Raw genomic sequence first — 23,520 nt, forward strand, 5'->3', positions numbered from 1 at the left:
ACGGCCGTTCCTGCGCGCGTCCGCGTCACAGCATGCCGCGCTCGCGGGCCCGCGCCACCGCGGAGGTACGCGAGCGCACGCCGAGTTTTCCGTAGATATGCACCAAGTGGGACTTGACGGTGGTCTCGCTGAGGAACAACTGTTTGGCGATCTCGCGGTTGGACCGACCGTCGGACACCAGCCGCAATACCTCGATCTCGCGCCTGCTCAGCGTGGTGTCGGCGCGGCGCACCCTGGTCATCAACTTGGACGCGACCGCGGGCGAGAGCACGCTGTCGCCCGCCGCGGCCGACCGCACCGCGGAGAGCAATTCGCCGGGCGGTGTGTCCTTGAGGATGTAGCCGCACGCGCCGGCCTCGACCGCGCCGAGGATGTCGGCGTCGGTGTCGTAGTTGGTGACCACGAGAACGTTCGGCGGGCTCGGCAACTCACGCAGCCGCGCGGTCGCCTCGACTCCCGACCGGCCGGACCCGAAACTCAGGTCCATCAGCACGAGGTCGACCGGCGTGGTCGCGCAGAACGCGACGGCGGCCTCCGCGGTGGCCGCCTCGCCGACGACGGTGATGTCGTCGGCGACGTCCAGCAGCGCGCGCAATCCGGCGCGGACGATCGCGTGGTCATCGGCGAGCAGCAGGCGGATCACTCGGAACCCTCCGCGCCGAGGTCGCGCGAGTCCGTGCCTCGGGTGTTCGTTCCGCCCTGGCCGGGCGGACCGGTCTCGGGCCCGCCTTGACTGCCGGACACCGGCCCGACCGGGTCCGAGGCAGTTGATTCCGTCCGGGCCGGTTCCGTGCGCGGCCGATGTGCCATGGCGAGCGGCACCGCGCCATGTTCGCCCGCTTCGAGTTCGGCGCAACCCGAGACAGTGTCGAGCGGAAAGGACACGGTGACTGCCGTGTGCCCCGGCTCGGACTCGACCGCCATGACTCCGCCCTGCTCGTGTACCCGCGATCGCATGGCGGCCAGCCCGAACGATCCCGACGGGCTGCGCTCGAGTACTTCGGGAGCGATGCCGACACCGTCGTCGACCACGTCGAGATGGATCGCGTCGTCCGCATACGTGAGCGTCACGCGCATCCGGCCCGCACCGGCGTGCCGGATCACGTTCGAGACCGCGCCTTGCGCGATCCGGACCAGCGCGGCCTCGATCGGCATGGGCAGTCGCTCCGGCGGACCCTCCACAACGAACCTGGTATTCAACCCGGGCGCGGCGGCGCGCTGAGTGATCCGCTCCAGCGCCTCGGCCAGTGACTGTCCCTCCAGCGCGGCGGGAGCCAGTTCGGCGATGAGTCGCCTTGTCTCGGCGAGGTTTTCCGCGGCCGCCTCCCTGGCCAGCCGGATCCGTTGCAGCGCGGGGTGATCCGGCGCTTCCCGCTCGGCCGCGTGCAGCAGCAGTTGAATGGAACTCAGCCCCTGCGCGACCGTGTCGTGGATCTCGGCGGCCAGCCGCTCCCGCTCGGCGAGCTTGCCCGCCGTGCGTTCCCGCTCGGCCAGTATCGCTCTGGTGCTGAGCAATTCGTCGATCAGTCGCTGTCGTTCCGCGGCCTCGCGGAACAACGCCTGATAACCGAGCCCGATCCCGACCGCGACGGCGGCTCCGATGACCGGGCCGACCACACCGGCCACCGACCAGCCCCGATGCAGGCCGAAGCCGACTACCGCCACGGCGGTCGCGGCGGCCACGGCGCAGAGATTCCATGGGCGCGGCAGCAGGTGCAGGTACAGGAAGAACAGGCCGAACGCGAGATAACCCGCGTCCGGCGCGAGTACGGCCAGCCCGAGCCACAGGGCCGTCAGCGCACCGAGCCACACCGGAATCGCGCGCCGTTTCCCCGCGAACCCCGCACCCGCGAAATAGGTCACGAGGAAGGCCGCGGCGAGACCGACGGTCGCGGCCGGATGTGCCGCGCCGGGCAGCACCGCGCGCACGGCGACCACTACCGCCAAACCGGTCATCAGCACGTGCAGGCCGAGCCGCAAGGTGGTGAAAACCGGGGTCAACGGGGACGAGTGCACGGTGTCAGCTTATGTACGGCTATCGCCGGGGCATCCATCGAAAGGTGGAAAACCGCCGCCGACTTTCGCTCATCCGCGCTTCCTCCCCCGGCGCGATGGAAACGGCCCGGCGCGGCGTGAGGGTGGAGACATGTTCGTCGCACTCCGAGACCTCCGCGCCGCCCGCGGCCGGTTCGCACTGATCACACTCGTCGTCACGCTGGTGGCGGTGCTGGTGAGCTTCCTCAGCGGGCTAACGGCCGGGCTCGCGCACCAGAACGTCTCGGCCGTCGAGTCGTTGCCCGGCGATACCGTCGTCTTCGCCGACACCGGCGGCGCTCCCTCGTTCGACGGGTCCATGCTGACCGGAGAGCAGATCGCGACTTGGCGCGCCGCCGCCCGCGGCGTGACACCGGTGGGCATCGCCCGCGGCAAAGCGAACGGTGACGGCTCCGCCCCCGCGCAGGTCGCCCTGTTCGGCACGGACACGGCATTCGGCAACCACCCAGCGACCGATGCGGGCACGGTGCTGCTCAGTACCGGCGCGGCCGCCGATCTCGGTGCCGCGCCCGGCGGTTCCGTGGTGATCGGCGGCCGCGCGTTCGTCGTGTCCGCCGTGCGTGGCGACGACTGGTACAGCCATACGCCCGTGGTCTGGATGACGCTCGCCGACTGGCAGGCGCTCAACCCTCGTTCCGGCGCGGCCACCGTGCTCGCGGTGTCGGGGGCGACCGATCCGGAAGCGGTGAACACCACCGCACACACCCGGACCACCGACTTGTCGGGAGCGCGCTCGGCGATCGGCTCCTACCAGGCCGAAAACGGCTCGCTCACCCTGATGACCGCCCTGCTGTTCGCCATCTCCGCGCTGGTGATCGGCGCGTTCTTCACCGTGTGGACGATTCAGCGGATGCCCGACATCGCCACACTGAAAGCGCTGGGGGCGACTTCGGGGTCGCTCGTCCGCGACGCACTCGTCCAAGCCGCCACCGTGCTCACGGCCGGTATCGCGACCGGCCTCGGGATCACCGTCGCCGCGGCGGCATTGCTCGGCGACGCGGTGCCGTTCGTGCTGAGCCCGGCCACCACGCTGCTTCCCTCGCTCGCGCTGATCCTGCTCGGCTTGCTCGGCGCGGCGTTCGCCCTGCGCTTCCTGCTCACCGCCGACCCGCTCACCGCGCTCGGCGCGGGCCGCTGAACCGCAGGCCTCCGCACGGCACGATCGCCAACCGCCGCACCCGGATCGCCTCATCAGCGCACCCGAACCGCCCGACCGCCCTCAGCACGGAGTTTCGATGACACCCACCACCATGCTCACCCTCGCGGATGTGACGCTCACCTACCCCGACGGCACCGGCCGGCTCACCGCCCTGGACCGAGTGAACCTGCGGGTCTCCGGCGGCGAGATCGCCGCCATCACCGGCCCGTCCGGCTCCGGCAAGTCCAGCCTGCTAGCTGTGACAGCCACTCTGATCCGCCCGGAATCCGGGCGCATCCGTCTCGTAACGCCCCGGGACACAACCGATCTCGCTGACGTGACCCGTCGCGAAGCCGCCGCACTGCGTCGCTCGTCGATCGGCATCGTCTTCCAACAACCGAACCTGATCCCGGCACTCACCGCCGTCGAGCAACTCGAGGCGATGGCGCATCTCGGGCAGCGGATCATCACGTCACGCCGACACCGCCGCACGACCCGCGAACGCGCACTGGCACTACTGGACTCGGTCGGGCTCGCCGACCAGCGAGACAAGCGCCCCGCGCAACTGTCCGGCGGTCAACGGCAACGAGTGAACATCGCCCGCGCCCTGATGAACGCACCGTCCCTCCTGGTGATCGACGAACCCACCAGCGCACTGGACACCGAACGCGGCGCCGCGGTGATCGACCTGATCCTGTCCGTCGCCCACGAACACGAGGCCGCCACCCTCCTGGTCACCCACGACCGCACCCACCTGCACCGCATGAACGCCGTCTACCAGATGGTCGACGGACGCCTCACTCCGGAAACCGTTCCAGCCGCCGCCCTAGTGACCCCATAGGTCGCCAACAGACGGACCACCCCGGTGCCGACAACAGAACCCAGCGGTCTCCGGACTCGGGATACCGGCTGAGCTGACCGAGGACAAGCGGCGTGCACCTGCGGGGGAATGACATTAGTGCTCAGCCCGCGGACTGGGCTATCTTGTCGCCCACGAAGGAAGAGGCTCACGCGCGAGCAGCCACTGTTGTGGTATTCCGCAGACGTGATCTCGATTCCCTATTCCCGTGTGGGCTGCCACGATGCCACCGACGATCGCTGCTGTGGTGTCCACATCTCCACCCGCTTCAACGCATGCGGTGATGGCGGCCGGATAGTCGGCGAGATAGGTTGCTGCCGCCCACAAGGTGAACGGCACCGTGTCCTGAGCGCTGACCTGGGCGCCGTTGCCGAGTTCGTAGGCCGCTTCGGCTACCGTCTTGCCCAGTAGTTTTCGAGCTCCGCGGACACCTGTCGCGGTTAGTCCGTCGACCAGGTATGGCTCGACGGCGGATAGCAACTCCATTGATGTACAGCCAGTTTCGCGAGTGGCCGCGGCATGGCTCGCCGCGACGGCGATCGCCATGGCGCCGATGATCGCTTCGGGATGCCGATGGGTGACTTCGGCGGACAACGCGGCCTGCGCTGCGGCCCGGTCCGGGTTCCCGGCGAAGTACGCCCCAAGTGGGGCGACCCGCATCGCGGCTCCGTTTCCCCACGAACCACGACCGTCGAACGATGAGCCTGCGGCCTCGGCCCAGGGGCGTCCGTCACGTATCTGGTGCAGCACGACGACTGTGCCGCCACCGTAGCCGCGATAGGGCTTGCAGCGGTCGGCGAATACGGCCGCGAGCGCATCGCGGTCTATGTAGCTGCGGTTGCGAATTTCCGAATAGACCGAGCAGGCCATCTCGGTGTCGTCGGTCCATTGCCACGGGGCCGTCGGCGGGCGCCCGGCGAGAAGGTCGGATAGGGAACGGTCGGGCACGAAGAACTGGGCGCCCAATGCGTCGCCAACGGATAGACCGTCGAGGCTGTCGAGGGCGATATCAGGAGTCAGGGGCATACGGAAGCAATAGTGCCGACTCTGACCGACTACAGCAAGACGCCCGCTGTGCGACCACTCGGATCCAGTCGATCGATAGACAAATCGGAGCACTGCCGGTGGTAGGCGCGGGACGGTGCGGGTTCGATGTACCACCGGCCGCGAAGACCAGAAGGTAAGGGTTGGCAATTCAATAAGCGAGTGCATATCATCTACTCATGCTTACTAACTCTAGCGAGAACCGTTCCGGCGACCGGCACAGCGGCACGGATGAACAGCCGTTTTCCGACGGAACCGTGCTGATGCCCTGGCAGGCCGGGCCGCTGCACGACAGCCGGGGCCCGGTGTTCGTCAGCGTGACCGACTTTCTGGCCGCCTCCGAAGAGGACGTCCAGGCGATCTACAAGACGGGAATGCGGCTGGGCCGGAACTGGCCGGTGATGCACGGCGCGGTCGGCCTGTGGTTGTGGGCCCGGCCGTCGGAGTCGCGCGGCGGCTCGATCTCGGTGTGGGAAACCGAGCAGGACATGCGGCGGTTCGTGCGCTGGCCGGTGCACGCCGACATCATGCGGAAGTGGCGCGGCCGAGTCGGTCTGGCCACCGACTCCTGGCAGGCCGCGGAATTCGAAGCGGAGGAAGTGTGGGCACGGGCGCGGAACACGATCGAACGGCGCCCGCACCCGCAGGCCGGATGATCCAGCGGATCAGGGTGGCAAGACCCTGGCGTCGGCCGGGATCATGCCGAGCTCGCGTATTTTCTCCAGTCGGGTCACCGCACCGTTGACGGCATTCTCGTGCAGACCGGCGTCTCCGAGCGCCGCTCGAAATCGGTCCATATCCACGCCTTGGACCGCGCGGAGCACATCCCCTTCGAGGCGCTCACCCTTCTGCGCCATGACGAAATCGGAATCGATATTGATCTCCAGCGGTCGGGTCGACAGGGGAAACGATCGACCGTGGTCGATAGCGACCACTTCCAGCTGCCCGTTACGTTCCACGGTGCGGTAGTTGCCGGGATGCCGGTCCATGGCGCCGATGATGTAGTCGAGCACCGCGACCTGCTGTTGCTGCGTTTTCGGATATTCGCCCACCGGCTTGGCAGGCTCGGACTTGACGAACTGCTGGATCATGCCGGGGCCGGACGCTCTGCCGTCGGGTCCGATCACACCGTCCGTCCGAGCCGTCGGAGGCACCCGACCGAAGCCCAGTAGTTCATCGACGCGATATGCCGCGATCTCCCGGCTCGTCAGCGCGCCGGGAGCGTGCACGAAGGGCAATCCCGCGTCGTATTGCTCACCGTGGATCGGTTTGTAGACGTTGAGTTCACCGTCGTCGGAAAGCATCTTCTGCACTGTCGTGGAGCTTCTCAGCGCTTTGTCCCGCATGTCACCGTCGAACCCGACGTCGGTGGTCAGCCGACGCGCGCTCATCGCCGATTCGGTCGCGCTCGGCTGGTAGTCCCGCGTTCGCTGTCGAGCCACCTGTGCCGGATGCGGCTGTACCTGGGTGCGCGCCTCTTCCACCAGATGCGAGGACCGCTCGTCGACGTCCCGGAACTCACGAGCGCCGAGGTCGAGCGTGCGGCTGGTGCGCCGGTAGGTGCCCGCCGCGGTCTGGGTGCCCAGATCGAGGGTTCTGGTCAAGCGCCGGGTGATGTTGCGAAGTAGAGGGGTGACAGCGTCTCTCACCGAGAGGGCGGCGGGGCCGCGCCATCCGAAACCGGTGCGGGCAGCGCGGACCAAGGCGTGTGGACGCCGGGCCGCTTCGGCTCGACCGGGGTTTCATCGACGACGCGGTAATAGCTCATCTCCGGCGCGTCGAGCAGCGCACGCAGGAAGGACGGACCTTCGTCCGGCGTTATTCGCCCGGGCGGGTCGAAAACCTTGACACCGCGCTCGTACAACCTTTCGGCGATCGGGCATCCGTCACGATCGGTCACCGTGAGCGTCACGCCACCGCCAGGAACCAACCTGAATTCGGCTACTCGGCGTTCCGGCGAAAAACCGACGTCATAGATCGCGACCAGAGTCGGCGTGCACTCGGCCATGAACCCTCACCTTCACCTGCGACGAACCGCCCGGCAGCGGCCCGGCATCCGGCTGGAGCAAAGCTCCGGCCGGATGCCGACGTCTCATGAAGGGCAACCTACTACCGAACGGTCTGTTCCTCGCGGCGAGGCTCACGCCCGCGCGGGCCGTGAGATTCGGGTATCAGCGACCGCGCGACGAAGCGAGAGCGGAAGTGCTTTCGATCGACTACGCGCGGCCCGGGAAGCCACGGTGCGGCGCGGAGGGCGAACGCCGAGCGAAACCACGCGGCGGGGCGTGCCGCGATTCGAGAGTGATCAGCGCGCACACCGCCATGATCTCGTCCGCACGGAATTCCACATGGTCGAGCGCGGGAGTGATCACCGCGAACGCATCGACGCGGCCGACCACGGTGAGCAGCGCAGCGAGCGAAGCGGGCGCGGTCGGGCCCGCGACCAGCGTTCGCGCCAGGTCGAAGCCCGACGCCTTCGCCAGCGCCCGGATTTCCATTTCGTGCCTGCGCGTGCGCTGGCCGGAGATGTCGCGGCGCAGGTACCCGACCACTTTCGGCTTCATGATCACCTCTCGTTCGATGGGAGCGCCCGCCGCCGGGGGCTTTCGCCACCGCTCGCGGCTCACCGCGTCCGGAGTGCCGTGCCGCGCACGGCATCACCCCGGCGGCGCGCGTACCTCGAGCCTCGAGGAACGGAAGGGACACCGCCACGCTGTCAAGCGCACGAGACCAAGTGCGCGATATCTGCGGTTGCCCCTCCTCGCCTGCGCGACCGTGCTTAAGTCCGCTCAGGACATCGAATTTCGAGTCAGGGGGATCGAAGGTGACGGACAAAGAGATCGACGGCGTATGGGAGTCGCCGCGATTCCGCAAGTTGCTCGCCGAAGGACGGCCCGGTCAGGCCCTCGCCCTCGTCCGCAAAGAAATGGGCCTGTCCCAAGCCGATTTCGGAGCACTGCTGCACTGGGACCGCACCCACGCTGGACGAGTCGAGCGCGGAGAAGTAGGAACCATCTTCGTCATTCGCGAACTGGTCCGCGCCGCCGACGCGCTGGGCGTTCCGCGCACCGCGTTGCTGCCCCTCTTGCTCGCTACCCCCGATACGGGGACCATCGACAACGGGGCCTGCGAAGGAGTCGACGACGTGGACCGCAGACAATTCGGCCTGGCAGCGACAATGACCGCGGTGGCGGGTGTCTCCATACCGCCGACCAGGAACGCGGAACCGATTCGGGTCGGCACCGGGCATATCACGTATATCCGCATGCTCACCGAACGACTCTGGGAGCACGACCATCATCGCGGTGGCGGCGCGATATTCCACTACGCAGCAGGGCAATACGCCTCCGTACGGCGGCTACTGGACTCGAGGTCCTACGGCCACCGCATAGGTGCCGAATTGGTCAGTGCGACGGGATGGCTGTCGAATACCGTTGCATGGTTGGCTCGCGACAGTAATCGCCCCGGCACGGCCCGGCGGCACCTCACGGAATCGGTCTTGCTCGCCGAACAGTGCGGTGACAATGCCTTATTGGCCGCCGCCCTCGGCGATCTCGCGAATCTCGCCGCGTCCTCGCCCGCTTCCTTCGCCGAGCCCGTGCGCCTCGCACGACGTTCGACAGAACTCGTCAGGGGCATACCGTCGGCTCGTATGAACGCGCTGAAGGCCGCCGAGGAGGCAACGGCCTACGCGGCCGTCGGCGACGAGCAGGAGTTCAGCCGCGCGATGGTGCGAGTCTGGCGCGAAGCCGATCGCGGGCTCGACAGCCCGGACGACCCGGCATGGCTGGAGCACGTCACCGAGGCCGAACTGCGCGCCCACGAGGCGCGAGGACTCGGCATGCTCGGACACCACAGCCGGGCGGTGCAGCTGTACCGCGAGAGCGTCGGCCATGAGAGCTGTTTCCCCCGCGACGAAGCGTCGTACCGCGCCTACTACGCCGCAGCCCTCGCGGGCCTCGGCGACACCACCTCCGCCATCACCGAAGCACACACCGCCCTCACCCTCCTCGAAGGCCCCGTCAACTCCCCACGCCTCCTGGCCGAACTACGCCCCGTCCGCGCCGCCGCCACCCGCACCCACGGCGAGGACGCCGAACACCTCCGCCACCGCTTCGACACACTCGCCCGAACGGCGTGACCTGGCTCGACAAGACATGTAACTGCGCAGCGCAGCCGCCGAGACCAAATGCGTCAGATCGGCGGTTGTCCCTTCAAACCTGCACGATTGTGCTCAAAGACGGCTCATAACACCGGGTTCGGGTCAGGAGGCCGAAGCGGCGGATAGTTCAGTGTTGCACCAGAATAATTATCCGTAGCTTTCTTGCAATGTTTCTCCGAAATGTAGCATACTGTGACGGTCGGCACGCATTCCGAGACAACCGCAGGGAGGTGCGCAGGATGCCAAGGCAGGACCCCCACTCCGCCGACACACCGTTGCGGCGCCATCTCGACGGCACCGCGACGTCGCGTCCGACCGCTCTCGACGCCTTCCGCGAAGCCCGCAAAACCTTCCTCGCCGGCGACCGTGTGGACATGCAAGCGCTGGCCAAGGAGCTCGCCGTTGACCGCGCCACCCTGTATCGCTGGGTCGGCTCCCGCGACCAATTGCTCACCGAGATTCTCTGGTCACTGATCGAACCGACCCTCACCCGCTCGCGGAAGACCCACTGCCACTCCGGACCTCCCGCCGCGCCCGGTCAGTCCCCCGCCGCAGCCGTCATGAACGAGGCCATGCGCGCCGTCAACACGAATCCGGGCATGCAGCGCTTCATCGACCGCGAGGGCGAACTGGCCCTGCGCCTGCTGACAACCAAAGCGTCCGGTTTCGAGGCTCGACTGATCGAGCTGATCGCCGAGATCGTGCGCGAGGAGACCGCCGCCGGTCGCCTGCAGTCGTCGATTCCTTCCGAAGATCTGCCGTACGTACTGGTCCGCGTCATGGAGTCCTATACCTACCTCGGGCTCATCACCGGCCAGCAGCCCGACCATGATCGTTCCGCCAGGGTTGTCAACGCACTCCTACCCTGCGAGAAGACCAGCGGTCCGGATGCGGAGTAGGCCACCGGAAGCTGCGTGACGACAGGTGTACACCTCTTCAGCGGAATCCCCGCTTCCCCGCGAACCCGACGTCCACATCAGGTTTACCGGACCTGCCGGCGTATTCGACTACGTAGCTTGTCGAACAGCAGTCCGAAACCTGTTGCGAAAATGGTCCGAGAGTCACTGTCCGGAAGTATCGGCATCCGAAGTCGGCGATCCAAGCATTGAATATGATCGGCTGCCTTGTGAACGACTGTGGCTACTTCCCTGACTCCTATCGCGCCTACTACGCCGCCCGGTACCACGAGGAGCTGACCAGGCTGCCGCGGCATAGGGAGCCGCACTGACAGTTCACTCAGCGCGTCGCAGCTTCTACCGCTGTCGCGTGCGTCCTCGGCTAATTGCCGTATTGCTTGGTTTCCGGCCGTTCGATCATGATCGCGTGAGCTGGTTCCTCGGCCACCGGTCGGTGTTCGACTCCGCGAGGAACCACGAAGATCTCGCCGGGACCAAGTGTTACCGCCGCATGGTCCTGCATTTCGATGCGGAAGGTGCCGTTCCAGCAGAGGAACAGCTCGTCTTCGTCGTGGTGATGCCAGGGGAATGCGCCGTGCAGGCGAGCGATGCGCACCACGGCGTCGTTGGCGGTGGCCAGGTCGCGCGGCTGCCAAGGACCGCTCAGGTCGTCGACGACATCGGTAATGGAGATCTTGCTCATGGGTTCATCGTCGCCGTGGCGAGGTCGGGACCCTAGAGCCAATCAGGCAGAATTGGTTTGCATATGGAGCCAATGGAACTTGCTGATCGGCTCGGTCGCTGGTCGACCGACCGAGGTCCGCTCTATGTCCTGCTGGCGCGGCGACTGCGGGCGTTGATCGATGACGGTGAGCTGCGGTCGGGCATGCGGCTGCCGCCCGAGCGCAAACTGGCGAAGGCTCTCGCGGTCGGGCGCAGTACGGTGGTAGCGGCATACGATCTGCTCGGCGCGGATGGTCGCGTGGTGCGCCGCCAGGGCAGTGGCACCCGGGTCGCGGGAACCGAGACGGTCCCGGCTCGCGAGACCACCCATTCCCCGGCCTTTTTGCAACTGCTCGAGCCGAGCGCCGATGTCATCGCGCTCGCTTGTGCCGCTCCGGGGAAACCGCCGCCCGAGTTGGCCCAGGCATATCGGCGCATCGCGCCCGAGCTCGCCGCGGTCGAGGGCGACATCGGGTACCACCCAACCGGACATCCGCTGTTGCGCAGGGCGATTGCCGACCGATATCGAGCGCGTGGCGTGCCAACCGATCCGGAGCAGATTCTCGTCACCGGCGGCGGACAACACGCGCTGTCGCTACTCGCCCGCGCACTGCTCCGGCCCGGTGACCACGTCCTGGTCGAGGCGCCGACGTACCCGGGCGCGCTCGAGGCGTTTCGCGAGGCCGCGACGGTACTGCGGACAGGCCCGGTCGGCTTGGGCACGGTAACCTCGGCGGCGCTCGCGTATGTCGTTGCGACATGCCACAACCCCACAGGTACGGTGCTTCCCGCGTCGGGACGGCGGGTCCTGGTCGAGTCGGCGAGAAGGGCCGCGGTGCCTTTGGTCGATGACGAGGTGCTGGCCGATCTCGGATTCCCTGGCACCGATCCGCCACCACCGCCGTTGGCCCACTATGACGAATCGGTGATATCCATCGGTTCGCTCAGCAAGGTCGTCTGGGGCGGGTTGCGTGTCGGTTGGGTGCGGGCACCGGTCCCGGTGATCGCCCGGTTGTCTCGGCTGCGCGCGGTGCACGACCTCGGCGGCAACATCCCAGCACAGTTAGCCGCCACCTGGCTGCTCCGCGATCTCGACCGATTGCGGGAACGAATCTCGCAGCAGCGCAGAGAAGGTCACGACCTGCTGGTGGCCGAACTGGCCGCGCGTCTGCCGAAATGGGACATCCCCACGGTGTCCGGTGGCCAGACGCTGTGGATCCGACTGCCCCATGGGGACGGCGCCTCCTTCGCTCAGCGCGCACTGCGACACGGGGTCGCGATCTTGCCCGGTGCCGGGCTTGATGCCTCCGGCGGCAGCATCGACCGCATACGGATCAGTTTCGTCGCCGAACCCCACGACCTGCGCGAAGCCGCACGCCGATTAGCCGAGGCATGGCGGACCTACGAACCACCTGACCAGCCCGTCGCGGTGTCACCCCCGCTTGCTATTTGAACGGACTTCCGTTCCGGCTGCGCTGCACCGTCCGAGTGGCGCGAACGCGTGCCGACCCGCACGCACGGCGTAAGCGGCCGACCCGCACTCACTCGTTCCGCATACGTTGACCGGACCGGTTTTCCGGCCGTGTGGTCGAGTGGGTAGGTCGCGGGCGGCGAACGTCGTGGTCCGACGGGCCGCCGCCCGGTTGCCGACGCGAACCCCGGCCGCGGCCCAGCCGACGACCTCGCGACGGGGTCGTCCGCGACTCGCCGATGTCCACCGCGTCCGCCGAAAAGGGAAGCAGGTCGCTCGGCCATCGCGCCGCAGGTGGGGCGGCCACCGTGGCCCTTGCCGGTCGAGGCATGAGGGTCGCGGCGAGTGTGGCGCCCGAGGCGAACAGGGCCGAGCAGATCCACATGGCCGCGCGGTAGCCCGCGCCGAACGCGACGCCGTCGGTGAGCGGCGTACGGGAGATGCCGACCAGGCCGGGGATCGCGGCGATGGCGAGTAACTGGGCGATGCGGGCGATCGCGTTGTTGACCCCGGAGGCGATGCCCGCCTCCTCGGTCGGCACCGACGCGAACACGGATTCGGTCAACGGAGCCACGAACATCGCCATGCCCGCGCCGAGCAGGAGGACACCGGGCAGCACCGCGGTGGCGTACGAACCGTCTGCGCCGATCCCGGCCAGCGACATCGATCCGGCGGCGGACAACAGGAGCCCGATGGTCATCGGCAGGCGCGCGCCGTGCCGCTGCGTCCACCGCCCGATCCAGCCTGACGACAGCAACATGATCGCGGTGATCGGGATCGTGGCGGTCCCGGCGACCAGAGGGGAATACCCCGCGACGATCTGCAATTGGAGCAGCAACAGGAACAGCACACACCCCAAGGCGGCATACACCGGCAACGTCACCAGATTGACCGCGGTGAATTGCCGCGACCGGAACAGCGCGGGCGGGACCAGCGGGTTGCGGACGCGGGTCTGCACGATCACGAAGACGGCCACGAGCGCGGCGCCGGGAACCTGCATCCCCGGGTGTCCTGCGATGAACCCGTAGGTCAGCGTCACCAGGCCCGTGACCACCACCGCCGTGCCGATGAGGTCCGGCCGCGCCGGCGCGTACGGATCTCGGGACTCCGGGACGCGGCGCATCGACACGACGGCCACGGCCACGGCCAACGGGACATTGATCAGGAACACCGAGCGCCATCCGGCCAGTTCCACCAGCCAGCCGCCGACGATCGGCCCCACCGCACCCGCCACGCCCCCGAGACCGGACCACATGCCGATCGCCGCGCCTTGATCGCGCGGATCCAGCGACGCCGCGATCAGCGCGAGACTGCCGGGCGTGATCAGCGCACCCGCGACCCCCTGCACCACCCGCGCCGCCACCAGCGTCGCGACGTCCGGCGCGACTCCGCACCACGCCGAGGCCAGCGCGAAGACCACACTGCCCCAGACGAATACCGCGCGACGGCCGTACCTGTCACCCAACGCCCCGCCCACCAGGATCAGCGACGCCAAGGCGAGGGTGTAGCCGCTCACCACCCATTGGAGATCCACCATGTCGGCGCCGAGGTCCGCCCCGATCCGCGGCACGACGAGATTGACCACGGTGGTGTCGAGGGAGACCAGCGCCGAACCGAGCACGGCGGCGGCCATGATCCACCGGCCCGTGCCGGACCGCAGCCGGGGACGTTCGGCGAACGTCGCCCCGCCCGCCGCGATGACGTCGCTCATCTGCCCGCGAGCACCACGGCGAAGCGCTCGGCGGGATCGGTCCAGGATCGCTGCGCCGGGAGCCCGGCAGCGGCCAGCTCGGCGTGGAAGTCCGCCAGCCGGAACTTCGCCGAGATCTCGGTGCGCATCTGCTCACCGGCGGCGAACTCGAGCATCAGATCCAGGTCCGCGACGGTCACCGTCATGTCGGCGGTGGCCTCCAACCGCATCTCGATCCACCGGTTGCCGGGATCCCACACGGCGACGTGCGCGAACCGCGAGGGTTCGAAATTCGCGCCGAGCCGGTTGTTCACCACGTGCAGGATGTTCCGGTTGAACTCGGCCGTTACGCCCGCGGCGTCGTCGTAGGCGGGCACCATGACGGCCGGATCGGTCACCAGGCCCACGCCCAGCAGCAACTGTTCCCCCGGCTCGAGCACGTCGTGCAGGCGCCCGAAGAACTCGGCCCGCTCCGCCGGGACGAGGTTGCCCAGCGTGCCGCCGAGCAGCGCGACGATCCTTCGCCCACGGCGTGGCAGCCAGTCGAGCCCGTTGGTGAAATCACTGACCAGGCCGTGGACCTCGAGCCGGGGGAACTCCGCGTTGATCCACCCGACCGCGTCCCGCAGAGCGGACTCGGAGACGTCCAAGGGCACATACGAGCGCAACGAGCCGTGTGCACTGAACGAACGCAGCAGCAGACCGGTCTTCTCCGAGGATCCCGAACCGAGTTCGATCAGCTCCGTCGCGTCGGAGGCCCCGACCGCGATCTCCTGAGCGCAAGCGTGCAGCAGCGCGCGCTCGGTGCGGGTCGGATAGTACTCGGGCAGGTCGGTGATCGCCTCGAACAGTTTGCTGCCACGGGTGTCGTAGAACCACTTGGGCGGCAGCCATTTCCGCGGTCCGGACAGTCCGGTCATGACATCCGTGCGCAGTGCTTCGGCCAGATCCGCCTCGGTGATCCGGATGTCGATCGTCGCTTCCATCGGGATGGTTCCTTCCAATGCCAGTACCGGGGTTTCGCGTCCGGCTTCACGACGCCGGAGCGAGCGCGTACCTGTCGCGGGTCGATTCGGCCCAAGCGACGACGAGGGGGGAAAGCAGCCCGGCGGCCAGCAGGACGAATCCCGTGATGTACCAGCCGACGACGCCGACATCGACGCACAACCAAGCGAGCAGCGCCGGGCCGACGGTGTCGGCCATTCGTAAGCCGATGCTGAAAACACCCAGGTACGCGCCGATTTCCCGCGGCGGGGCGAGCAGGTTCGACGCTTCGAAGCCGCCCGCCGTCTGCCACAGCTCCCCCACGCTCAGGATCGCGCCGCCCGCGACCAGGATGAGCACCGCGATCCAGCCGCCGTGGCCGCGCGCGGCCGCGAACAGGACGCAGGCGATCAGGAACGCCCAGCCGCAGCGCCGCAGCGCCGCGCCCGCCGCTGGGACGTCGAGGACGCGCCTGCTGGCGCGGACCTGGAATAACACGACGATGGCGATGTTGAGCATGTCGAGCGTGGCGATCGACCAGCGCGGCGCCGTGGTCGCGCCGATTATCCACAAGGGAATGGCGACCGACTGGACGCGGTACTGCAGCGACAGCACACCGTCGAGCGCCGTCAATGCCAGATACGGCCGGTCGCGCAGTGCCGCCCACCGGCTGCGGCCGCCTGGCGACTCGGCATCGACGGATCGCAGCGCGGGCAGTCGGCCGACCAGCAGCGCCGCCAGGGCGAGAAATACCGCTCCGACGACGATCGCCGCGCGATAGAGCAGGGCGGAGTCGAATTGCACCGCCAGCGCGGACATCCCGATGCCGACGGCGATGCCGACGTTGAGCACCGACCGCGTGTACGCCCGGAACTCGTTGGCCCGGTCGGTGCCGATCTTGGTGATGATCGCCGTGGTCAGCAATTGCACGCAGGCCTGCCCCGCGGCCGCCGCGGGAACGACGAGCAAATACATCGCGAATCCGTCGACCGCGAGAAATCCGAGCGTGGCGAGAGCGGCGACGATCAGACTGCGACGCAATACCAGCAGCGGATCATGCCGATCCGAGAGTTTGCCGACGAGTACTCCGCCGACAACGCAGGCGGCGCCGGCGACGCTCAGCCCCACGCCGACCCGCATCGGCGAAATCCGCACGATCCTGGTGAAATACAGGACCACGGTGGACAAATAGATTCCGCTGGAGACAGCGGACGCCGCGGTGATCAGGGTCAGCATGCGCTGCGGACCCGGCGGCGGTAGAGCTACGGAGAGCCGAGACACGAGAGAAGTCCGAGCAGATCAGGCGACCGCCGCCGCGACAGGTGAATCGAGCGCCGTGCACATCATTCGGAACCCGGCCACGGTGCGGCGCACCGATTCCAGTACTTCCGCGGTCGACTTTCCACGGATGCGGAATGCCGCACCGATATCGGCATAGCCGAACGTTTCGGTGATCACCGACCCCACCTGCGGAATCGAGCAGTGGTACGGGGCGTAGGCCTCCGGGACCGCCCAGTGCACGGCCACCACCCGGCACGGCGGCGTCACCGGCGGGTGGATGAGCAGTTCGGCGACCACCTCGCCGTCGGTGAGCGGCGCCGTGGCGGGCGTCCGGCCGAGCTGGATGTCGACCGCCGCGCCGAGCAGGTCGTATCGGTGCACCTCGCGCCACATGTGGGTGGTTTGCCCGCCGCACGCGCGCGCCGCGACCTCCAGAAACTGGACGCGGGGAGAATCGCCGTCTCCGCCGACGAAGAATTCCAGATGGAATACGGTCGGGACACCAGGGCTGAGTGCGGAAAGAACCGATTCGGCGAACTCGGTCAATGTACCGGTCAATGCGGGATCGTCGACCTCGATATAGCCCAGGCTTTCCGCTTCGTTGGCGAAATCGAGGCATGTTCCGAGATATTTCGAAGCACGCCAGGGCCCGAGTTGGGAACCCGTCCACACGCCGTCGATGGCGCCGACTTCGTCCGGGCAGAATTCTTGGACCAGAAATGGTTCGGACGCGAGGTCCGGCAATGCGGCGAGATCCGCTTCCGAATTCAGCTTGACCACATCGCGGCTGCCGGCGCCGAATCTGGGCTTGACGATGATCGGGAAACCGGACTCCGCGGCGAATTCGGCGACCGAGGACAGGTCGGGTGCGGCGCGGAATGCGGGAACGGAGACGTTCCGCGCGGCGACCGCTTGGGCCATTGTCAGCTTGTCGCGGAACCGGGTGACGTATTCCGCCCGGTCACCGGGGATGCCGAATTCCGCGCGCAGTTCCGCCGCCGGGAGTAGGTCGAACTCGTGCAGTGCGACAATGCGTTCCGGCGTGCCGAACCGTGCCGCGAGATCGCGCACGGCACCGTGCACCGGAGTCGCGCCGTCGAGAACCGTGACCGCCGCCGCCTGCTCGGGTATCCCGTCGGGCAAGCCGCTCGCGCAAACATAGGTGACAAGATTGCGAACGTGATCGATACGCTCGGTATACGGAACATCGACACCACGTACGCGGTGGATCACGGTCACGTGTGGTAGCACAGATTCCTCCGTTTGAAGTCGGCTCACTGAACTCAAATAAGGCGCCGGAGACGAAGACAGAGTTACGACTCCGCCAACGCCCGGCAGCGCGGCGGAGAAACATCTGGTCAGGAGAATGATTGTGCGTTCACGTAGCGCGTGATCTATGCCTCATACTGCTGAGTATGCACCTTCCCAACACTGGCAATTCTTCCCCGAAATGAGAAATGCCTGCATGTCTGACCACGTTGTACGCTGGCCTGTTCACCTCACCGGCGTCGCTGGCGGCGACAGCATGAAAACATCTGTTCAGCGATTGCTGTGAGTTTTCTTTGAGATAGCTGTGCGCTGTCCAGATGGTCGGAAACCAGTAATTTGGATCACAGCGCGCCGCCAGGCCGGACACCTCGCCCGCTGAGCCACCGAAGCCGCACGGGCAGGAGTGAGGCCGAGCATGCCGCCAGGAGCGGACGAAGACGACTCGCATCGCCCCCGGGGCCGGAGTCGACCGTCAGTGCCGACGACCGAGGAGGATGTCGCGCTGATCGGCGACCACGGCGCGGATCGCGGCGACGACGGCGGCCACTTCCGGGCGGCGAAGGGTTTCGGTGCGCGCGACGAGCCAGTAGCCGAGGGTGACGGTCACCGAATCGGCCAGCACGCGAACGAGGTCCGCGTGGCGATCGGCCATGAAGCACGGCAGCAGGCCCAGGCCCGCGGAGGCGCGCGTGGCCTCGACGTGCACGAAAACATTGGTGGACGTGACCGATTCGCGCATCGCGGGTACGAAGCTGGAGGCCAAGTCGAGATCGTCGACTTGCAGCATGGAATCGATGAAGTAGACCAGCGGATACCGGGACAGGTCGTCGATCGTCGCGGGTGCGCCGTTCTCGTACAGGTATTCGCGGGAACCGTAGAGGCCGAGACAGTAGTCGGCCAGATGCGTGGCGGTGGCGCGGTGCACTTGCGGCTCGCCCACCACGATCTCGAGATCCAGCCCCGAACGCTGCTGCGAGGCGCGCCGGGTGATCGCCACGATTTCCACCGAGATCTTGGGGTGCCGCCGCTGCACCTCCGCCGCCGCGGGCGCGGCGATGTAAGCGCTGAAGCCGTCGGTCGCCGAGAGCCGGACCACCCCCTCCAGCACCCGGTTTCCGTCGGCGTCCGCGGCCAGCGACTTCACCGCCGACTCCACCGCCTCGGCCGCGGCCAGGGCTTCCCTGCCGAGATCGGTCAGCTCCCAGCCACCGGTCACCCGGGTGAGCACCCGGCCGCCGAGGGTGTGCTCGAGCGCGGCGATGCGCCGGGAGATGGTGGTGTGGTTGATGCCGAGTTCGTCGGCCGCCGTCACGAATCGGCCGGAGCGCCCGACGGCCAGGAGGACGAGGAGGTCGTCCGCGCTGGGACGACCAGGAGTGGCCGGGCGCATATCTGCATCTTTGCAGAGACGCACTGCATAAATGGTCATTGCGGCGTAATTCCTCTGCACCAATACTCGGTGCAGCCAACGCATTGTGGGGGCCGTCACATCGGGAACGAAGTGTGGCCCCGGGCACGAAGGAGAAGTGCGATGAGGGAGCACAACGCCGTAGCGGCGGATTCGGGCGGCACGACCAGCGGCCTGCGCCGCGTGGTGGCCGCGTCGATGGCGGGCACGGTGGTGGAGTGGTACGAGTTCTTCCTGTACGGCACCGCCGCCACGCTGGTGTTCAGCAAGGTGTTCTTCGCCAAGGGCACCAGCGACCTGGACGCCATCCTCGCCGCGTTCATCACCTACGCGGTCGGTTTCGCGGCGCGGCCGCTGGGCGGCGTGGTGTTCGGGCACTTCGGCGACAAGTACGGCCGCAAGAAGCTGCTGCAGTTCAGCCTGGTGCTGGTGGGCAGCGCGACGTTCCTGATGGGCTGCCTGCCGACCTTCGGGCAGATCGGCTACTGGGCGCCCGCGCTGCTGGTGGCCCTGCGCTTCATCCAAGGCTTCGCGGTCGGCGGAGAGTGGGGCGGCGCGGTGCTGCTGGTCGCCGAGCACAGCCCGAGCCGCAGCCGCGGATTCTGGGCGAGCTGGCCACAGGCAGGCGTACCCGCGGGCAACCTGCTGGCGACGGTGGTGCTGCTGGTGCTCACCTCCACGCTGTCGGACGAGGCGTTCCTCGGCTGGGGCTGGCGGGTCGCGTTCTGGTTGTCGGCGGTCGTGGTGCTGATCGGCTACTACATCCGCACCAAGATCACCGACGCGCCCATCTTCGTCGCGGCGCAGCGGGAAGCCGAGCAGATCAAGGCGACCTCGCTGAGCGTGGTGGAGGTGCTGCGCCGCTATCCGCGCGGCGTGCTCACCGCGATGGGGCTGCGTTTCGGCGAGAACGTCATGTACTACCTGGTGGTCACGTTCACCATCACCTATCTGAAGACGCAGGTGCACGCCGACACCCAAGTGATCCTGTGGTGGCTGCTGGCCGCGCACGCGGTGCACTTCGTGGCGATCCCGATGGTGGGCAACCTGTCCGACCGCATCGGCAGGCGGCCGGTCTACCTGATCGGCGCGCTCACCGCGGGCACCTGGGGCTTCTTCGCCTTCCCGATGATGGACAGCGGCCACAACGTGGTCATCATGTCCGCCATCGTCATCGGCTTGATCTTCCACGCCTTCATGTACGCCGGGCAGCCCGCGATCATGGCCGAGATGTTCCCCACCCGGATGCGCTATTCCGGTGTGTCCCTCGGCTACCAGGTGACCTCGATCGTGGCCGGTTCGCTGGCGCCGATCATCGCCGTCCGGCTGCTGAACACCTACCACTCCGCGGTGCCGATCGCCTGGTACCTGGCGGGCGCGGCGGCGGTGAGCGCGATCGCCGTGCTCGTCGCACGAGAGACGAAGGGACTGACCTTGGAGAGCATCGATCACGCCGATGCCGAGACCCTCGGCGCGCGCACCGAAGTGACCGTGCGATGAGCGATCTGGCGGGGCGCAGCGCCCTGGTCACCGGCGGCGCGAGCGGCATCGGCGCGGCGTGCGCCCGCGCGCTCGCGGCGCGGGGGGCCACGGTCACGGTGGCCGACGTCGACGACGTCGGCGCGAAGACCGTGGCCAGGGAGCTGGGCGGCAAGTCGTGGGCGGTGGACCTGCTCGACGTCGCGGCGCTGGAGGAGCTGGAACTCGACGTCGACATCCTGATCAACAACGCCGGGGTGCAGCACGTCAGCCCGATCCAGGACTTCGCGCCGCAGCGCTTCCGCGACCTGCTCACGCTGATGGTCGAGGCCCCGTTCCTGCTGGTGCGCGCGGCGCTGCCGCACATGTACCGGCAGGGCTGGGGACGGATCGTCAACATCTCCTCGGTCCACGGCCTGCGCGCCTCCGAATACAAGGTCGCGTACGTGACGGCCAAGCACGGCCTGGAGGGGCTGTCCAAGGTCACCGCGCTGGAGGGCGGCCCGCACGGCGTCACCAGCAATTGCGTGAACCCCGGCTATGTGCGGACGCCGCTGGTGGACAAGCAGATCGCGGATCAGGCCAAGGCGCACGGCGTGCCCGAGCAGGAGGTGGTGGAGAAGATCCTGCTCACCGAGAGCGCGATCAAACGGCTCGTCGAGCCGGAGGAGGTCGCGTCGCTGGTGGCCTGGCTGGTGTCGCCGGAGGCGGGCATGGTCACCGGCGCGGCCTACACGATGGATGGCGGGTGGAGCGCGCGATGAGGGCGCGCTCACCCGAGCGCGGTCAGCGCCATTCCGCGCAGCACCGGCCGGGCGCGTGCCGCGGTCGCCTCGCTCGCGCTGTGCGGGGTGGAGTTGATCAGACCGAAGGCGGCGTGGGCCTGCACCCGCGCCGCCTCCTCGGGTAGTTCGGGATGCAGCTCGCGCAACACGCTCACCCAGATCTCCACGTACTGGCGCTGGGTGCGGCGGATCTCGCGGCGGGCCGCAGCGGGCACGTTGTCCAGGTCGCGGTCCTGGATGCGGATCAGCTCCGGCTCGCCGAGCGCGAAGTCCAGATGGTGATCGACCAGCCCGGCGAGCGCCTCCTCCGGGGAGTTCGTGCCCGCGACCACCTTCTTGCCGCCGTCGAGCAGGCGCTGACTCACCCCGACCAGCAGCTCGATCAGCAGCGCTTCCTTGTTCGGGAAGTGCCGGTAGACCGCGGGGCCGCTGATGCCGACGGCGGCGCCCAGGTCGTCCAGGCGCATGCCGAGGAAGCCGCGATCGGCGATCAACCGCGCTCCCGCCTCCAGCAGTTGCATCCTGCGTTGCGCCTTCAATTGCTCACGACGCGTCGGCGCGACGGATTCGGCACTGGTCACACGCGGTCCTTTCGGCCGATCTGGACAACTCGGTTAATCAAGACTAACCTGAATTTCAGTTATCGTCGACTAACTGGACGACAGGATTACGTGATGACCGTTACCGAAGAGGTCGTCGGGAACCGCGCCGCGCACGCGGCGTTGGTCGACGATCTGCGCGCCCGGCTGGCCGCCGCGGCGCTGGGCGGGCCCCAGAAGGCACGCGATCGCCACGTCGCGCGGGGCAAACTGCTGCCCAGGCAGCGCGTGGACCAGCTGCTGGACCCGGGGAGCCCCTTCCTCGAGCTGTCCCCGCTGGCCGCGACCGGAATGTACGGCGACGACTCCCCCGGCGCCGGGATCATCACCGGGATCGGCCGGGTGTCCGGCCGGGAATGCGTGATCGTGGCCAACGACGCGACGGTCAAGGGCGGCACCTACTACCCCATGACGGTGAAGAAGCATCTGCGCGCGCAGGAGATCGCGTTGCAGAACCAGCTGCCGTGCGTCTACCTGGTCGACTCCGGTGGCGCGTACCTGCCGCACCAGGACGAGGTGTTCCCCGACCGGGAGCACTTCGGGCGCATCTTCTACAACCAGGCGACCATGAGCGCCAAAGGGATTCCGCAGATCGCCGCGGTGCTCGGCTCCTGCACCGCGGGCGGCGCCTACGTGCCCGCGATGAGCGACGAGGCCGTGATCGTGCGCAACCAGGGCACCATCTTCCTCGGCGGCCCGCCGCTGGTGAAGGCCGCGACCGGTGAGGTGGTCACGGCCGAGGAACTCGGCGGCGGCGAGCTGCACTCGCGCACCTCCGGCGTCACCGACCACCTGGCCGAGGACGATCAGGACGCGCTGCGCATCGTGCGCCGCATCGTGGCCACGCTCGGCCCGCGCACGCCGGTCCCGTGGGAGGTGCGGCCCGTCATCGCGCCCGCCGCGCCGGAATCCGAGCTCTACGACGTGGTGCCGACCGACCTGCGCACTCCCTACGACGTGCGCGAGGTGATCCATCGCCTGGTCGACGGGACCGTCGAGGGCGAGAGCGGGTTCCACGAGTTCAAGGCCGAATACGGCAAGACCTTGGTCACCGGGTTCGCGCACATCCACGGACATCCGGTGGGCATCGTCGCCAACAACGGCGTGCTGTTCAGCGAATCCGCCATGAAGGGCGCGCATTTCATCGAGCTGTGCGACAAGCGCAGTATCCCGCTGCTGTTCCTGCAGAACATCACCGGCTTCATGGTCGGCCGCGACTACGAGGCAGGCGGCATCGCCAAGCACGGCGCGAAGATGGTCACCGCGGTGGCCTGCGCCCGCGTGCCGAAGCTCACCGTCGTCATCGGCGGCTCCTACGGCGCGGGCAACTACTCGATGTGCGGGCGCGCGTATTCGCCGCGGTTCCTGTGGATGTGGCCGAACGCCCGGATCTCGGTGATGGGTGGCGAGCAGGCGGCGTCGGTGCTGGCGACGGTGCGCGGCGACCAGCTCGACAGCAGCGGGCAGCCCTGGTCGGCCGCGGACGAGGAGGCGTTCAAGGCCCCGATCCGGGACCAGTACGAGAGCCAGGGCAACCCCTATTACTCGACGGCCAGGTTGTGGGACGACGGCGTGATCGATCCCGCCGACACCAGAACCGTGCTCGGGCTGGCGCTGTCGGTGTGCGCGCAGGCCCCGCTCGAACCCGTCTCCTACGGCGTTTTCCGGATGTGATGA

At 67.9% G+C, this 23,520-nt stretch carries 22 protein-coding genes; 9 read left to right on the forward strand and 13 right to left on the reverse strand.

All coding sequences use genetic code 11. From position 1 onward, the window contains the following. Window positions 1-25: 25 nt before the first annotated feature. Together ACIHAX_RS00025 and ACIHAX_RS00030 are read right to left on the reverse strand one after the other, a co-directional pair. Window positions 26-643, reverse strand: coding sequence for a response regulator transcription factor (locus tag ACIHAX_RS00025; protein WP_355074768.1), 618 nt, complete (start codon window positions 641-643; stop codon window positions 26-28). Continuing rightward, on the reverse strand, window positions 640-2,016 hold the full coding sequence (locus ACIHAX_RS00030; protein ID WP_397274965.1) for a histidine kinase: 1,377 nt from the start codon (window positions 2,014-2,016) through the stop codon (window positions 640-642). Before ACIHAX_RS00030 ends, ACIHAX_RS00025 begins: the two co-directional genes overlap by 4 nt. Window positions 2,017-2,146: 130 nt before the next feature. On the opposite strand from ACIHAX_RS00030, the gene ACIHAX_RS00035 reads away from it, so the two are divergent. Continuing rightward, window positions 2,147-3,193: an ABC transporter permease gene (locus ACIHAX_RS00035; RefSeq protein WP_397274967.1), complete on the forward strand. Its 1,047-nt coding sequence runs from the start codon at window positions 2,147-2,149 to the stop codon at window positions 3,191-3,193. A gap of 97 nt (window positions 3,194-3,290) precedes the next feature. Further along, on the forward strand, window positions 3,291-4,034 hold the full coding sequence (locus tag ACIHAX_RS00040; protein ID WP_397274969.1) for an ABC transporter ATP-binding protein: 744 nt from the start codon (window positions 3,291-3,293) through the stop codon (window positions 4,032-4,034). A 138-nt stretch (window positions 4,035-4,172) separates the two neighbouring features. Here ACIHAX_RS00040 and ACIHAX_RS00045 read toward each other — a convergent pair whose 3' ends face one another. After that, a complete protein-coding gene (locus ACIHAX_RS00045) occupies window positions 4,173-5,171 on the reverse strand; it encodes an ADP-ribosylglycohydrolase family protein (RefSeq protein WP_397274971.1) in 999 nt (332 codons plus the stop codon). Window positions 5,172-5,275: 104 nt separating this feature from the next. Here ACIHAX_RS00045 and ACIHAX_RS00050 point away from each other — a divergent pair, with 104 nt between their 5' ends. Further along, entirely contained in the window at window positions 5,276-5,752 is a 477-nt protein-coding gene (locus tag ACIHAX_RS00050) for a hypothetical protein (protein ID WP_355074777.1), read from the forward strand. Window positions 5,753-5,761: 9 nt separating this feature from the next. Here ACIHAX_RS00050 and ACIHAX_RS00055 read toward each other — a convergent pair whose 3' ends face one another. From ACIHAX_RS00055 to ACIHAX_RS00065, 3 genes are all read right to left on the reverse strand, one after another. Further along, window positions 5,762-6,700: a hypothetical protein gene (locus ACIHAX_RS00055; protein ID WP_397274974.1), complete on the reverse strand. Its 939-nt coding sequence runs from the start codon at window positions 6,698-6,700 to the stop codon at window positions 5,762-5,764. A gap of 41 nt (window positions 6,701-6,741) precedes the next feature. Continuing rightward, window positions 6,742-7,104: a hypothetical protein gene (locus tag ACIHAX_RS00060; RefSeq protein WP_364424890.1), complete on the reverse strand. Its 363-nt coding sequence runs from the start codon at window positions 7,102-7,104 to the stop codon at window positions 6,742-6,744. A 208-nt stretch (window positions 7,105-7,312) separates the two neighbouring features. Then, window positions 7,313-7,660: a hypothetical protein gene (locus ACIHAX_RS00065; protein ID WP_397274976.1), complete on the reverse strand. Its 348-nt coding sequence runs from the start codon at window positions 7,658-7,660 to the stop codon at window positions 7,313-7,315. Window positions 7,661-7,920: 260 nt separating this feature from the next. Here ACIHAX_RS00065 and ACIHAX_RS00070 point away from each other — a divergent pair, with 260 nt between their 5' ends. After that, complete coding sequence (locus tag ACIHAX_RS00070; protein WP_397274978.1) at window positions 7,921-9,237, forward strand: helix-turn-helix domain-containing protein; 1,317 nt, start codon at window positions 7,921-7,923, stop codon at window positions 9,235-9,237. Window positions 9,238-9,497: 260 nt separating this feature from the next. Then, complete coding sequence (locus ACIHAX_RS00075; RefSeq protein WP_397274980.1) at window positions 9,498-10,157, forward strand: QsdR family transcriptional regulator; 660 nt, start codon at window positions 9,498-9,500, stop codon at window positions 10,155-10,157. A gap of 379 nt (window positions 10,158-10,536) precedes the next feature. Here ACIHAX_RS00075 and ACIHAX_RS00080 read toward each other — a convergent pair whose 3' ends face one another. Further along, entirely contained in the window at window positions 10,537-10,857 is a 321-nt protein-coding gene (locus ACIHAX_RS00080) for a cupin domain-containing protein (protein WP_355074789.1), read from the reverse strand. 72 nt (window positions 10,858-10,929) lie between these two features. On the opposite strand from ACIHAX_RS00080, the gene ACIHAX_RS00085 reads away from it, so the two are divergent. Continuing rightward, on the forward strand, window positions 10,930-12,330 hold the full coding sequence (locus ACIHAX_RS00085) for a PLP-dependent aminotransferase family protein (protein WP_397274982.1): 1,401 nt from the start codon (window positions 10,930-10,932) through the stop codon (window positions 12,328-12,330). Between the two features lie 88 nt (window positions 12,331-12,418). On the opposite strand, the gene ACIHAX_RS00090 is transcribed toward ACIHAX_RS00085, so the two are convergent. The 5 genes from ACIHAX_RS00090 to ACIHAX_RS00110 all read right to left on the reverse strand — a co-directional run bounded on the left by ACIHAX_RS00090 (window position 12,419) and on the right by ACIHAX_RS00110 (window position 19,001). After that, complete coding sequence (locus tag ACIHAX_RS00090) at window positions 12,419-14,059, reverse strand: MFS transporter (RefSeq protein WP_397274984.1); 1,641 nt, start codon at window positions 14,057-14,059, stop codon at window positions 12,419-12,421. Beyond that, window positions 14,056-15,030, reverse strand: a complete 975-nt coding sequence (gene egtD, locus ACIHAX_RS00095) for an L-histidine N(alpha)-methyltransferase (RefSeq protein ID WP_397275317.1) — start codon at window positions 15,028-15,030, stop codon at window positions 14,056-14,058. Before egtD ends, ACIHAX_RS00090 begins: the two co-directional genes overlap by 4 nt. A 40-nt stretch (window positions 15,031-15,070) precedes the next feature. Then, entirely contained in the window at window positions 15,071-16,258 is a 1,188-nt protein-coding gene (locus ACIHAX_RS00100; protein WP_364424900.1) for a hypothetical protein, read from the reverse strand. A gap of 63 nt (window positions 16,259-16,321) precedes the next feature. Then, window positions 16,322-17,542: an acetyl-CoA carboxylase biotin carboxylase subunit family protein gene (locus ACIHAX_RS00105; RefSeq protein WP_397274987.1), complete on the reverse strand. Its 1,221-nt coding sequence runs from the start codon at window positions 17,540-17,542 to the stop codon at window positions 16,322-16,324. 502 nt (window positions 17,543-18,044) lie between these two features. Then, window positions 18,045-19,001: a LysR family transcriptional regulator gene (locus ACIHAX_RS00110; protein WP_397274989.1), complete on the reverse strand. Its 957-nt coding sequence runs from the start codon at window positions 18,999-19,001 to the stop codon at window positions 18,045-18,047. 102 nt (window positions 19,002-19,103) lie between these two features. Between ACIHAX_RS00110 and ACIHAX_RS00115 the strand changes: the two genes are divergently transcribed. Continuing rightward, window positions 19,104-20,480, forward strand: coding sequence for an MFS transporter (locus ACIHAX_RS00115; protein WP_397274991.1), 1,377 nt, complete (start codon window positions 19,104-19,106; stop codon window positions 20,478-20,480). Further along, on the forward strand, window positions 20,477-21,223 hold the full coding sequence (locus ACIHAX_RS00120; RefSeq protein ID WP_364424903.1) for a 3-hydroxybutyrate dehydrogenase: 747 nt from the start codon (window positions 20,477-20,479) through the stop codon (window positions 21,221-21,223). The genes ACIHAX_RS00115 and ACIHAX_RS00120 overlap by 4 nt, the downstream gene beginning before the upstream one ends. Before the next feature lie 8 nt (window positions 21,224-21,231). Here ACIHAX_RS00120 and ACIHAX_RS00125 read toward each other — a convergent pair whose 3' ends face one another. Continuing rightward, complete coding sequence (locus tag ACIHAX_RS00125; RefSeq protein ID WP_355075038.1) at window positions 21,232-21,765, reverse strand: TetR/AcrR family transcriptional regulator; 534 nt, start codon at window positions 21,763-21,765, stop codon at window positions 21,232-21,234. Between the two features lie 153 nt (window positions 21,766-21,918). On the opposite strand from ACIHAX_RS00125, the gene ACIHAX_RS00130 reads away from it, so the two are divergent. After that, the gene (locus ACIHAX_RS00130; protein ID WP_397274993.1) at window positions 21,919-23,517 is read left to right on the forward strand and encodes a carboxyl transferase domain-containing protein; all 1,599 of its coding nucleotides are present in this window, start codon (window positions 21,919-21,921) and stop codon (window positions 23,515-23,517) included. Window positions 23,518-23,520: the final 3 nt, after the last annotated feature.

Origin of the sequence: Nocardia sp. NPDC051929 (assembly GCF_044548645.1) — a bacterium.
In the GTDB taxonomy this organism is placed as follows: Bacteria; Actinomycetota; Actinomycetes; order Mycobacteriales; family Mycobacteriaceae; genus Nocardia; species Nocardia sichangensis.

Coding starts and splice junctions, on each gene's coding strand:
- ACIHAX_RS00035 (WP_397274967.1), top strand. CDS start 2,147: ATGTTCGTCGCACTCCGAGACCTCCGCGCCGCCCGCGGCCGGTTCGCA.
- ACIHAX_RS00040 (WP_397274969.1), top strand. CDS start 3,291: ATGACACCCACCACCATGCTCACCCTCGCGGATGTGACGCTCACCTAC.
- ACIHAX_RS00050 (WP_355074777.1), top strand. CDS start 5,276: ATGCTTACTAACTCTAGCGAGAACCGTTCCGGCGACCGGCACAGCGGC.
- ACIHAX_RS00060 (WP_364424890.1), bottom strand. CDS start 7,104: ATGGCCGAGTGCACGCCGACTCTGGTCGCGATCTATGACGTCGGTTTT.
- ACIHAX_RS00065 (WP_397274976.1), bottom strand. CDS start 7,660: ATGAAGCCGAAAGTGGTCGGGTACCTGCGCCGCGACATCTCCGGCCAG.
- ACIHAX_RS00075 (WP_397274980.1), top strand. CDS start 9,498: ATGCCAAGGCAGGACCCCCACTCCGCCGACACACCGTTGCGGCGCCAT.
- ACIHAX_RS00080 (WP_355074789.1), bottom strand. CDS start 10,857: ATGAGCAAGATCTCCATTACCGATGTCGTCGACGACCTGAGCGGTCCT.
- ACIHAX_RS00085 (WP_397274982.1), top strand. CDS start 10,930: ATGGAACTTGCTGATCGGCTCGGTCGCTGGTCGACCGACCGAGGTCCG.
- ACIHAX_RS00090 (WP_397274984.1), bottom strand. CDS start 14,059: ATGAGCGACGTCATCGCGGCGGGCGGGGCGACGTTCGCCGAACGTCCC.
- ACIHAX_RS00100 (WP_364424900.1), bottom strand. CDS start 16,258: ATGCTGACCCTGATCACCGCGGCGTCCGCTGTCTCCAGCGGAATCTAT.
- ACIHAX_RS00110 (WP_397274989.1), bottom strand. CDS start 19,001: ATGACCATTTATGCAGTGCGTCTCTGCAAAGATGCAGATATGCGCCCG.
- ACIHAX_RS00115 (WP_397274991.1), top strand. CDS start 19,104: ATGAGGGAGCACAACGCCGTAGCGGCGGATTCGGGCGGCACGACCAGC.
- ACIHAX_RS00120 (WP_364424903.1), top strand. CDS start 20,477: ATGAGCGATCTGGCGGGGCGCAGCGCCCTGGTCACCGGCGGCGCGAGC.
- ACIHAX_RS00125 (WP_355075038.1), bottom strand. CDS start 21,765: ATGCAACTGCTGGAGGCGGGAGCGCGGTTGATCGCCGATCGCGGCTTC.
- ACIHAX_RS00130 (WP_397274993.1), top strand. CDS start 21,919: ATGACCGTTACCGAAGAGGTCGTCGGGAACCGCGCCGCGCACGCGGCG.